This window comes from Bacteroides sp. CAG:189 (assembly GCF_000432295.1).
Taxonomy (GTDB): domain Bacteria; phylum Bacteroidota; class Bacteroidia; order Bacteroidales; family Bacteroidaceae; genus Bacteroides; species Bacteroides salyersiae.
On the sequence record NZ_HF991125.1, the window covers coordinates 1 to 13,030 of the forward strand.

At 40.7% G+C, this 13,030-nt stretch carries 7 protein-coding genes; all 7 read right to left on the bottom strand.

Going from position 1 to position 13,030, the window contains the following annotated elements:
- Window positions 1–664 precede the first annotated feature (664 nt).
- The gene (locus QVP90_RS18490; protein WP_007479757.1) at window positions 665–2,593 is read right to left on the bottom strand and encodes an MGH1-like glycoside hydrolase domain-containing protein; all 1,929 of its coding nucleotides are present in this window, start codon (window positions 2,591–2,593) and stop codon (window positions 665–667) included.
- 16 nt (window positions 2,594–2,609) lie between these two features.
- A complete protein-coding gene (locus tag QVP90_RS18495; RefSeq protein WP_021937245.1) occupies window positions 2,610–5,753 on the bottom strand; it encodes a glycoside hydrolase family 2 TIM barrel-domain containing protein in 3,144 nt (1,047 codons plus the stop codon).
- A gap of 12 nt (window positions 5,754–5,765) precedes the next feature.
- Entirely contained in the window at window positions 5,766–6,368 is a 603-nt protein-coding gene (locus QVP90_RS18500; protein WP_007479755.1) for a lysine exporter LysO family protein, read from the bottom strand.
- Window positions 6,365–6,649, bottom strand: a complete 285-nt coding sequence (locus QVP90_RS18505; RefSeq protein ID WP_172680664.1) for a LysO family transporter — start codon at window positions 6,647–6,649, stop codon at window positions 6,365–6,367. Before QVP90_RS18505 ends, QVP90_RS18500 begins: the two co-directional genes overlap by 4 nt.
- A 22-nt stretch (window positions 6,650–6,671) precedes the next feature.
- Entirely contained in the window at window positions 6,672–9,341 is a 2,670-nt protein-coding gene (locus QVP90_RS18510; RefSeq protein ID WP_021937246.1) for an MGH1-like glycoside hydrolase domain-containing protein, read from the bottom strand.
- Between the two features lie 115 nt (window positions 9,342–9,456).
- A complete protein-coding gene (locus QVP90_RS18515) occupies window positions 9,457–10,290 on the bottom strand; it encodes a T9SS type A sorting domain-containing protein (protein WP_007479752.1) in 834 nt (277 codons plus the stop codon).
- Window positions 10,291–10,368: 78 nt separating this feature from the next.
- Window positions 10,369–12,984, bottom strand: coding sequence for a zinc-dependent metalloprotease (locus QVP90_RS18520; RefSeq protein WP_021937247.1), 2,616 nt, complete (start codon window positions 12,982–12,984; stop codon window positions 10,369–10,371).
- Window positions 12,985–13,030 lie beyond the last annotated feature (46 nt).

Genomic DNA, 13,030 nt, shown 5'->3' on the forward strand with positions numbered 1-13,030 from the left:
AAGTTAAATCAAAGTGTTGCGGAATTAAGGTATATAAAAGGAAGATAGAACGGCAATGCCACTTTTCAATCTGTTTGAATCATTAAATCCTATATTGTATTCATATACAAACAATTACAACGGTTATAAATGAAAATAGATAGAAATGCCGTTGAACACAATTCAGATACTATATATAAATCAAAAAGGGTTCAAATGTCCTCTCCAATACCTATAATCGTTATTAATACGCTTAAATTGCTCATATTTAATGTATTATGCGGATTGTCAATAAAAATAGGTCGGAAATGTCGTTCTTCTCATATACTTTATATATTAAAGGATTTTGAAAAGGGAATTTGAAGTGTAAAGCTACGTCCAACATTAACGTCTCTAATCCTTTGGAATACATAATATTACGCTACTCAACGATATAACAGTCAGTATATTAGATAGTTATATGGTAATTTAAATGGCGGATTTTAAACTATGATTTTCCTATATTTTTATAAAAAAAGTTTTGATCTGTTCGTGAGCGCGACACGGCAAAGGTGCTCCGGCTCTATATCCGGGTATATTTTGTGCCGCTCCTCCCATAGCTACCAACAAATACACTAATGCAGCCAAGTAACATTTTCTGTTGTTCATTTTAAAAAAATTTGTTATTCATATTAATAGATACAGTTCACATTCGTTCTTTTTCCCTTTGCCCATACTCTTCATACAACATCAAAAGATGTGCAGCAGACCAACTGAAGTGCGGCGCTTTCAATCGCTCACCCGTATGGGCTTCATAATTCTCATGTATCGCCCCATTTCCTTTTAAGCCGTTCAACCGGTCAAAGACTTGCCGGGTATATTTATCCGCCTCTTTCACATAACCGTATTTTCTCAATCCGGAAATGGCAAAGTAAGTCTGGTCCAACCAAATCGGACCTCTCCAATACCCTTTAGGCATAAAATCCGGATTATCGGCAGCCACGGTAGGAAAAGGAATATATGTTGAAAATTTCGTTGTGTCCTCCAATTGTCTCATGACATCACTCGTTTGCGCTTCCGTAGCAATACCGGTCCAAAGAGGAATATACGCTTCACTACCGGCCACTTTTACAAAAGTTCCATCCATACGTCTGTCAAAAAAGAATCCGGCATCTTCATCATAAAAATAAGTCCGTATGGAATCTGTACGATCTTTTTCATCAAATGCCTGTCCCGATACGTTCGCCAGTTTCTTCAACAGCTTATATTCGTAAGCCAGAAAAGCATTCAGATCAACCGATTCCTGATCAAAACTCCAGGCAGTATCACTATTCTTCACCATCCGGGCATCATCAAACCGGATAGCATTATCCATACCACTTTCCCAAGCAGCTGCTTCAAGAGTACCGTCAACTGATCCAAATTCACAAATTCCATTTGAATTATGATCACGGTCGATATACCACCAACGATAATAATTCAATAACTGAGGATACATCTCTTTTACAAATGAAGTATCTCCGGTTTCTTCGAAAACACGATCCACAGCCCATGCCGCCAAAGGCGGTTTACTATCTCTCGCATTATTTTCACGGATATCCGTATAAATACAATCAATAATCATTCCATTGTCCAACTGATAATCAAACATCGCCCGTATCTGGTTCTTCGCCAGTTCCGGAGCAAAATCGGCAAGCGCAGCAGCATGCTTCCAAGAATCCCACGCCCAGAAGCCCATAAAATACCCCACAGCATGGGAAGGTACAACCCCTTCATGCAGTAGCCCGGCCCGACTGCTACGCCAATTAGAAATTAATGTGACAACCGCTTTGGCAGCGATCCGATTGTATTCTTCGGGCATATCGGAACGTAACACCTTTCCCAAATATCCATTCCAGCGCTGATAATGTTTTTCAATGTATCCCGCAGGATGAGCTTCCATATCACCAATCGCCCCAAAATCAAAACTTCGTATCTGTGGATTATCCAAAAAAGACATAATCACATATACTGTACGGTCGGGAGCTGTTCGTGCTTCATATCCATCATTCGAAAGAGTAATTTTCGTACGGTCGGGAAAAGTAAGCATACATTGTTGACCGGAAGACAAGGATAAGACACATGAATTATTAACTACATTACAAGTACTCCGTTCGCTTATCCGACCCGAAAAGCACAAAGACTGTTCATCCTCCAAAACACACTCCAACAATACATTAGACCGGTCTATAAAAATCAACCGTTGAGTGATCACTCCTTTTTCCATTGATGAACGCATAAATAATTCCCCCGGAAAATAATTCACCGAGTCTGCATGGAAGACCGCATCCGGATATTCCGTCAGTCCCACTGTCAAGAGCGATTTGGAAATCCAGCGACGGCTCTCCAAGTCGAATGGTCCACAAAATCCATTTATCCATTGCTCTTTCTCTGGTAGAGTAAATCCCATCCAGGAACCCTGATCAGAAAACCATCCTCTACCAAAAGCCGAATCATTGGGAGTGTAAGCTATGTCGAGAATATTTCCATATTCATGCACCAAAGAATTATAAGCCACCGGTTTCCGCTCCGAGCAGTTTATAAAAAACATAACCGCCCCAACTAATCCGCAAATTCTCATTATCAGTTTTTTCATCATCTCTATTCTTTAGTTAAAACCATATTTGACGTGCCTGTTTACTTATGCTCTCTGAGGTATCGACCGGCTGTATAACAAAGCTATACTTCCGGGAAAGAGGTGTAATCGTATATTCCGGATGAACTTGAGCCCCCCAGCTATTATCTCCACCGACACCCATTTGTAACAAATCTATATTAACCCAAACCAAATCTCTCTTTTTAATACTTCCTCCGTGCCTGCGCTCTATCTCAAAAGGAACATAGTTTATATCATCCTGCATAAAATTCCATGCACTTACAGACAAAGGTTCTGTTCCCACAAATAACAACCCCTCCCCTTCTGTATTACAAAGAGAAAACCAACGTGTATCACATTTATTAGCAGTTTCCTGCGCACGAACATAGGGATGGTATTGTTCCCACACACCGGATTGATATACCCCTACAGCAGCAGACATTTTCCGATCAGCATAATTCTCATGCGGCCCCCTGCCCAACCAAGACATACGGTCATACTCCTTTGTTAGTATCATACGCATTCCGAACCGGGGCATCTCCGACAGAGGTTTATTTCCGGGTGTAAAGGCCATCTCGACCTTTATTATACCATTCCCCAAAATATGATAAGTCATCTGTATCGCAGATTCCTGTTCCTGCAAATAATAATCGGCAACGACAATAACCAATGAACTATCCGGTTCAACCTGCATATCCAGTTTAAGCAGTTTACTATTTTTCATCGGTTCTTTCCAACCGATACAACGTGATAGAAGCCCGCTCGGTACATCATTATCAGTCGACGGACGCCAAAAATTAGGCTGTAAACCTGCAAGAAGCATCTCCTCACCCTTATACTTTAAAGAAATCATTTCTCCCGAAACTGCAGAAAATTCTACATCAAATTCTTTATTACCAATCTTCAACCCATTCTCTTGCCGGGATACCACTATCGGTTCATGAGTTACCATTTTCACCCCTTCCTGTCTCTCAACAGGGAGCTGCCACTGATCCATCGCAACTATAAAATCTTTCGAAACATACGGTTTGTCATTTTTCAACAAAGTTTCTACTTTCAAAAAATATTCTCTTGAATCCGGCTTGATTTTCCGAAACGGAACAGTCATCTCCATATGAAAGTGGGGAGGAATCACCGGAAAATCAATTTCACCGGTTTGTACCTCTTCTCCGTCCGCTTCAATTGTCCACCGCATATAATAACCGGATAAATCTATAAAATCATGGCGGTTGGTAACAAGTAGTTTGTTATCAGCAAACGGAACAGGCTCACAATGTACATATTGATAAACTTTTTTTACCTCCCATATGTGCGGATGAAGCGAACGGTCGGCTGCCACCAAACCATTGGCACAAAAATTGGAATCATTAGGTACTCCCACATATCCCATATCGCCTCCATAAGCCCAGATAGGATGACCTTCCTGATCTTTTTCTGCAAAAGTCTGATCCACCCAATCCCAGATAAAACCTCCCTGCAGATTGTCATATTTATAAATTAAATCCCAGTAATCCTGAAGATTTCCCGTACTGTTTCCCATAGAGTGTGCATACTCACACATGATCAGCGGCCTTGCCTTGCGTTCATTCACAAACTCCCTTAACCACCAGATACGAGGATACATCGGGCAATAAATATCCGATAACCCTTCCCGGCGTGCACCCTCATATTGCACCGGACGGCTGGGATCAAAACCTTTCGTCCAATGATACAAGGTTTCAAAATGTTTTCCGTAGCCGGATTCATTACCCAATGACCAAGTGATAATAGCCGTAAAATTCCTGTCACGCATCACCATACGTTTCATACGTTCCATAAAAGCATGTTCCCAATCCGGATTATCAGCCAAAGTTCCGTCTTCATGATATTCCATTCCATGTGATTCTATATTAGCTTCATCAATCATATAAAGTCCATATTCTTCACACAGTTCATACCATTCCGGCCTATTGGGATAGTGACTACAACGAACTGCATTAATATTAAACTGCTTCATCATCTTCACATCCTTCAGCATGGTCTCTAACGTCAATGTCCGACCATGAAGAGGATCATGTTCCTGCCTGTTTACCCCTTTAATGAGAATAGGAACATTGTTTACTAAAAATTGCCCGTTACGCATTTCAATCGTACGAAAGCCGACACGATGCCGGAATGTTTCCAACATTTTCCCCTCTTTATCCGTCACACTGACCAGCATTGTATAAAGATAAGGTGTCTCCGCACTCCACGCTTTCACATTCGGAACAAGATGTTTAAAGTTAAAAAGAGTATCGGATGGAGAAGTTACCGTCTTTTGATCGGCATACAATAGCTCATTTCCATCCATTAATTTCAATTGAAGCCGGTTCCCAATGGAATTATCAGATAATTTCATCGTAACCCCCAATTGAAAATCACCATCTCTATAATCCTTATTCAATGGAGCCGATATCTTAAAGTCCTTTACACGGCATGTAGGACGTGCCACCAGATATACACTTCTCTCGATACCACTATATTTCCAATAGTCCTGCCCTTCCAGATAAGAACCGTCACTATAACGGAATACCTGAACTGCTATCTTGTTTTTACCCGGTCGAAGAAAAGAAGTTACATCAAAATGAGATGGTAACCGGCTATCTTCACCATAACCAACCAATTTACCATTTACCCAACAATAAAAAGCCGACTCAACCCCTTCAAAATCTAAAAAGACATCCATCTCTTGAAAAGATACCGGTACGATAAACTCACGGACATAAATTCCCACCGGGTTATAATCCGACGGGACGAAAGGAGGATCAGCCGGAAAAGGATACTTCACATCCGTATAAATCGGAGCATCAAATCCTTGTAACTCCCAACTCCCGGGAACTTGGATACTTTTCCATTTCCGTACATTAAATTTCTCATTAAAAAAATCCTTCGGGCACTCATCCACATTTCTCGAGTAAAGGAATTTCCAGGTTCCATCCAATGACATTCGTCGTTCATTCGACTGTAAATCATTGGCCAGGGCTTTCTCCTCAGAAGAAAAAGGAATAAAATGAGCACATGCCGGTTCCCTGTTTATACCGCAAACTTGAGGATCCTGCCAAGGAACTACTTGTTGTTCTGCCAATAGAAGTGTAGAACAGAACAAACTATTAATAATAAGACACAAAATATGTTTTCCCATATTTATTATAATTTAGATTGAACATAGTAACGTCACTAAAAAAGGAACTAAAAAATCCAACGTACAGCCGTGAAAAATAGAAACAATAACATATTCCTGTCCCGAGCAGCGGGTTATTATCGGCAAAGTGGTATCCATCGTTGTGGCACCTCCTACTGAAATAGGCGCAAGTTTTCCAAAAAAACGAACTAAAAAAGGAGCGGCCAGTAAAGCAATGATTTCTCTCATTATATTAGATAGCAAAGCAATCGTACCGAGTTCCGCATTTTTATATTCCGTGATAATGATACTTGATAATGAATAATATCCGAAACCGGCCCCCACTGCCATACAATCAACAGAAGAATGCCTTTCAAAAAAGAAACTACTGACATAGCAACCGGCAAGTGTCCCTAAAATCGTACATACAGGAAGTAAAAAGAATTTCGGGGAAAGTCTTCTGAAACTCAATAGTATATGAGGATTATTACCAATGCTAATACCCACACAGAACATCAAAAAACACAATGCATAAAAGCTCAGATTAAACTGCTCCAATCCGGATGGATAAAGGTCAAAACAACTCAATAATATTCCTACGGCAAAGAACAGTACAATAATAAGACTGTCTCTCATTCTTCACCTCCTTTCAGCTTTCCGGTCGAAATAAAAATCCATAACCACCAAGCACACAATACACTACCCCCGACAGCAGCCAGAGTAATAACCAATGCTTCCAACCCTAACGAATGCAAACCTTCAATGATCATTTTATTATCTCCTACTTCTGTACCCAAAAGAAACAGCAGTATCCAGATCAAAAAAGTAATTACACGATATATAAAGTTAAGTTTTCTTTTGCGGAAAAGATATCCGGTCAGTACTCCGCACAGCATAAGTCCGATAATAAGGAATATAAACATATGTATCAAGCTAAGTTTATTGAACAACTACCTTAAAAAAATCATCCCGCCTTTTCGCTTTCTCGTCATACACGATCCGGAGAATATAATTACCCGGAGGTAAAGGCGTCACATCAATCTTAGAGATATTACCCGAATGCCCGAACCGTTCACAACCCTCCATATCATAAATAAAACACCGACTAATAGAAGTAGCACTTTCAATATATAAATTATCAGCCACCGGATTCGGATAAACCTTTGCCGTTGCAACTCCTTCTTCACGACTTATAAAGCCACTACTCTGCGTTGCCACCAATCCGTAATCACAAGCTATCCCACTATCCACCCAGCCACAAGGATCTGTTCCATCCGCTTCATCGGTCACAAAATGGAGGAACAACCTGAACTTCAGCTTTTCCCCTTTCACCAAACTTTCAGGAATAGTGACTGAAAACCGACAGATATGCTCTTTGCCTCGTTCCCCTATCGGACTAATCAATTTAGTATCGATCAGCTCTGTTTCTTCCAGTTCGTAATTCCTATTCCAATCAATCCAAAGTCTCAATTTATAAGTATCCGAATCACCCGAATCCCAATTCACAACCGTAGCCTTCAGTTGGTAAGTCTTGCCGTTTTCCACTTCAGCCGTATATTCCGATGAATAATCTGTCCACCCCGTCTCTGAATAAGACATTTTGTGATGTATATTTTCGAACTCTACTTCCTGAATGTATGCATAATTCCGATAATCCGATTGGAACAGACACAAATCGGTTGACTTAGCATCCAACACACCAGCCTCACGATACAACATCAGCAAATGAGCTGCCGACCAACTGAAATGTGGTGATTTTAATCTCTTTCCGGTATTTGTCTCATAGTTTTCATGAATGGGAGCATCTCCACGTAAACCATTCAATCGGTCAAAAACCCGCTTGGTGTAATCATCAGCCAATTGTGCATAACCATAGTTTCTCAGTCCTCGTATACCGAAATAGACTTGATCTAACCAAATAGGACCCCGCCAATAACCATTCGGAGAAAACTGCGGATGATCCGCCGTCACTGTAGGAAAAGGAATATAAGTAGAGAACTTCAACGGATCAGTGAAATAAGGTAATACCGCTTTAGCTTGTTCCGGGGTAGCTATTTGTGTCCAAAACGGGATATATGCCTCACAGCCCTCCACCTTTACAAAGTCTCCACCTTTCAATTTTCTGTCATAGAAGAATCCTTTCTCAGCATCAAAGAAGTAATCTGCAACAGATGCCGTCCGGTCCGGTTCCACAAATTCATATCCGGCAATTATGGCCAGTTCTTTCAATAAGCGGTATTCATAAGCCAGATAAGCATTCAAGTCAACAGACTCTTGGTTTAAACTCCAAGCTCCCGCACCATTACTTACCATAGAAGAACGATCAAATCGGATGGCATTGTCCATTCCACTTTCCCAAGCCGCTGCCTCAAGTGTACCATCTACCGCCCCGAATTCACAATACCCATTCCGGTCGTGATCTCTATATTTATACCACCATTGGTGATAATGCAATAGTTTAGGATATATCTCTTTCACAAAATCGGCATCTTGCGTCGATTTATAGATTTCACTCACTGCCCAAGCTGCTAAAGGAGGCTTACTATTACGCTCATTGTTCTCATTCTTATCTGTATAAATACAATCAATAATCATCCCTTCCGGCGTTTGATAATCAAACATGGCACGAACCTGATTCTTTGCTAATTCCGGTTCGAACCAGCTCAGTGCCACTGCATGCTTCCAAGAATCCCACCCCCAAAAACCGATAAAATAACTCATTGCATGAGAAGGTATCACTCCATCGTGAAGCAGGTCTCCTCTCGATGCCCGCCAGTTGGACAACAAAGTGACCATTGCCTTTACAGCAATCCGATGGTATTCAATGGGCATTTCCGGACGTAGCACGGATTTCAAATACCGAAACCACCGATCTTTATGATTAGCAATACACGCATCAAGGCGTTCTATCATATTTTGTAAAAAAGCTGTATATCCTTCCGGTCGCTGTGATTCATAGAAATAAGAAATTGCCGCATAGCCTTTCATCCCCTTGGGAAGTACAGCCTGAAACTTTGAATTTTCATAAGATAGCTTAAAATCTGATGAGAATGTGACAGTACACAATTCTCCGGTGAAGAGGGTCATAGAAAGGACATGATCCGTCAGTTGAACCTGTTTTATACCACTCAACGAGCCATTGAGAACATAGAGATTCCGCATTGCCGCTTCGCAGCTCCATAGTGCCGTATAGCGATCAACGAAAAATAAACGTTGCTGTATGTTCCCCATGTCGGAAGAAGAAGACATATAAAGTTCCCCCGGCGCATAAGACACCTCCACAGGTTTAAACATTTCTGTTTTTACATTAGGGGTAAATCCGACTTGCAACAAAGCGTCCGAAATCCATAAACGATGATCCAATTCAAAAGGACCGCAAAATCCATTCACCCAGTTATCCTCAGACGGCAAGGTAAAACAGACCCAGGCACCGGAATCAGAAAAGCCGCCCGTAAAATAATCATTACTATAAGGAGTATAACGGATGTCCAGAATATTTTTGTAAGAGTCTACACTATAAATATCATTATGCCCCATAGCTGATATTGATATAGAAAAACAAACTATATAAAACAGCAATCGTACTATTCTGAATCTAAAAATTCCCATAAATATCAGCATTATTATAATATAGAAATAAGAACCGGCTCGATATTCATTACCGGTTTCGTACTCTCGATAAATATTTTTATCAAGCCGGTTCTATTATACAGTTTCTAAAATGTTATTTGATAATTATATTAGCGCACTTAATCTCAGCACCGGATTTTACCTTCAAAATATACATCCCCGAAGCGTTTCCAGTTACATCAATTACATTTCTATCTACAATACCTTTCTGAACAAGTCTGCCATCAATACTATAAAGCATATATTCACTGGCATCCTCCAAATTAACGGAAAGCTCCCCCTCTGTGGGATTAGGATAAACCACAAACGAATCAGATTGAATGTTTTGGATAGAAGAGGCACCGCTAAGATCTACAGTATAATCCTGTAATACTCCACCATCTTGAGTACAACAAGGATCTGTATAAGGTACATCCGGAGTCTTATAGTGCAGATATGCACGCATAGTAACTGTTTTTGCAGCATCTGTAGGAACCGTAATCTTACCTGTAACCACCTTAAAAGAAGTCTGTCCGGGCTTTCCTACCATTATTGATTTCTGAAAAGCGGTTTCACTTGCTGTCAACTGGCTATCCCCATTCCAGTCAAAAAATGCAGTTACATAATATTCATCTCCCGCACCGGATGAAAAGTTACATACAGTAATTTTCAATTCATACTCTTTTCCGGGTTCTAATTTTACAACTCTGTCTTTATCCAGCGTATAATCAGCATACATAACCGTTTCATCATACGTATTAGAACCTATTTCTCCATTCCACCCTTCCGGAGTAGTAGACGATTCACTTACCATTCCATTAATCTCGACTTTCGAGATGCAGGCATAGGCACCCCAAGTTAATTCCGGTCTGCACAACTGAGATTGAGCCATCATCTGCCCTGCTATCATACTAAACAGCAAAAAGCAACAAAGTAAACTTTTTTTCATAATCCAATTTTGTTTTAATAAATTAATAATTTAATAGAATAAGCCGGTAGACAACACCTGCCTACCGGCCGGTTTTATTTATCTTAAAATTACAGTTCTCTGTAAAATAGATTCTTTAGTCTCTATTTTCAGAATATACATACCTTTGACCTGTCCGCTAATATCGATTACTGAATCCGATACGCTCCCTTCCTGAACCAAACGACCATCCACACTATAAAGTCGATATCTGCAAACATTCGTATCTGTGCCACTTATATGTAAAATACCATCTGTCGGGTTTGGATATACATTCCATTCATCCATGTGCTTATCCGTAATTCCGGTCGGGTCTGGAGAAACAATTACATAATACTCTTCCAGTTGACCGTTCTCAACGGTTCCACAAGGTAACTCACCAGCCATACTGTTTGCATCCCCATAATGGATAAATACACGCATATGTAAATTTTGCTTTACAACGACATCTTCAGGGGCTTTCCATTTAAACTCAACGGTAGTAGGACTACCTGCTGCTCCAATAGCGGGAATAGCTATCTTTTGTGATTCCGACTTTTCCAATATCCTGTTATTATTCCAGTCTATATAAGCACGCAATACATAACTGTCCTTCGGGTGAGAATTTAAATTGGCATAAGTTACTTTCATCACATATTCCTTCCCTTTCTCAAGATGTACGTTCAGCTTTTCATTTTCTCTAAAATCCTCTATAATATCCGTATTCCCGGGTTCTCCGAAAGTCTCGTTAGACATCCCGGCAAATTCAACTTTCTGGATATGTGCATAAGCCTGATAAGAGAATTCAGGAGTGCAGACCTCTTCCGTCGGTTCATCCGGTCCATCCGGAGGCAATACATGAGCTTTGTCCTCGCCTATAATCATTCCGTAATCTTCCACATCACCACTATCTATCTCTCCACAAGGATCTGCTCCATCATTTCCCAATGTATAGTGCAACATAACACGGAATCCAACTTCTTTATTCTCAACCATATCATCAGGAACCGCTATATCAAAACTCAACACATGTTCGGTTCCTGCTTTACCTATTCTGGCTATTTTTTGGGGAGCTATCATTTCATCTTGTTGAAATACATAGTCACCATTCCAATCAAACCATGCACGAACAGTATATGGGTCACCTTCTCCCGACTTCCAGTTCTGTACTGTCACTTCCAACTGATAAGTTTTTCCTTTTTCCACACCAGCCACATAATCTGTCCTAAAATCTTTATACTGCTGTCCGTCAAACTCCGTATTCCTTTCTATTTGGGCAAATTTTACTTTAGAGATATGTGCATAAGGAGCAAAACGTGGATTAAACAGGCAATAAGAAGTGTAAGGATCGTTAAACAGAACCCCAAAACTAATCTTCTGAGCGGTAACCGCTCCTCCTTCAAGTTTCAAAACTGATGGATCCAAAGTTATACCCACCTCTTTTTGACTATCAGCCAACCGATGACTGGTTGCTTTTCCTTCCAATTTAACAATGGCAGTCACATCACTTGAAAGAGTAACTACCACCTTCAAGCCTTCCGGTAAATTGGTAACCGTATAATCCGTACCTTCCTCAAGAGTGCCGATCCGGGCAAAAGTTAAACCATAGGCAGCTTCCAGTTGTAAAGTACCTCCTACTTCTCCCTGGTTATTATCTGTCTCCGTAAAATTCCGACCTTTTACCACCAATACCGACGGTGAGAGTTGATGTCCGTCTTCCACACCTGTGGCCAATAAATTATCTTCCTGCCACAACTGGCTACGAGACATAGATTCGTTCAAATAATACTCCATCCGCGCCACCTGCCCTGTTGTGAAATGCCGGTAAGCATCCGTATAATTCATAAAATTCTCCCAATCGGTATAATCGTCCTCACAATTTACCTTATCGGCAGGCCATTTGGAGGTTGCTACCGGCGGAGTATCTTCTATTCCGTCATTCGGATAATTACATCCTCCCTCAAATGTATGATGCAGCCCCATAAAATGGCCAAACTCATGAGTCAAGACACGACGAAAGTTCTCGCTCGTATTGCTCCCTATATAACTTCCATTATAAACCACCCGTGCCAAATTGTCCAACATCATTCCATTATCCGGAAGCCAAGACACCCCCGAATTATAGAGATCACCATCGGCATAAAGATCTTTCATGATGTATACATTCATATATTTACTATTGTCCCATGCATATTTCTGAATAGCTTCATCGTATCCCCCGCCATTGCCAAAACCTTTCTCAGCTTCGTCATAGAAGATGACACCTTTCGTAGGATTACCTTCCGGATCGATTTTTGCCAAACGGAAATCAATATTCAACGGTTTCTTGATATTTTCAAAGCGACTACTGGCTCCCGTCTGATCATAATCTGCCGTCAATCCCTGGAAATCTTCACTCGTTTGTTTAAGAGCTTTCTCTATCAAACTATAAGTAACCTTCAGACGGGTATCATTGGTGGGTTCACCAAATACATGAAACACAACAGGAATTACATATTGTCCTTGACAATAATCGGCTGCTGCCCGCGTTTGCTTCCAATTCGGAATATTCTCCGACTCGAACTTCGCATCGGGATGTGTTCTTCTATACTCCGCTTGTTGGTGTTCAAAACCACACACATCCTGTTGTCCTGCTACGGTACCCATACTCCCTATTCCAAGAAGTACATTCAATAAAAAAAGTGCATTTTTCTTCATTCTGTTACGGTATTAAGCGGGTTAGGAAGATCTTCTCAGCCCCCCC

What these genes read in the sequence shown, in the direction of transcription:
- QVP90_RS18490 (WP_007479757.1), bottom strand. Translation starts at nt 2,593, where the DNA reads ATGAAAAAACTGATAATGAGAATTTGCGGATTAGTTGGGGCGGTTATG.
- QVP90_RS18495 (WP_021937245.1), bottom strand. Translation starts at nt 5,753, where the DNA reads ATGGGAAAACATATTTTGTGTCTTATTATTAATAGTTTGTTCTGTTCT.
- QVP90_RS18500 (WP_007479755.1), bottom strand. Translation starts at nt 6,368, where the DNA reads ATGAGAGACAGTCTTATTATTGTACTGTTCTTTGCCGTAGGAATATTA.
- QVP90_RS18510 (WP_021937246.1), bottom strand. Translation starts at nt 9,341, where the DNA reads ATGGGAATTTTTAGATTCAGAATAGTACGATTGCTGTTTTATATAGTT.
- QVP90_RS18515 (WP_007479752.1), bottom strand. Translation starts at nt 10,290, where the DNA reads ATGAAAAAAAGTTTACTTTGTTGCTTTTTGCTGTTTAGTATGATAGCA.
- QVP90_RS18520 (WP_021937247.1), bottom strand. Translation starts at nt 12,984, where the DNA reads ATGAAGAAAAATGCACTTTTTTTATTGAATGTACTTCTTGGAATAGGG.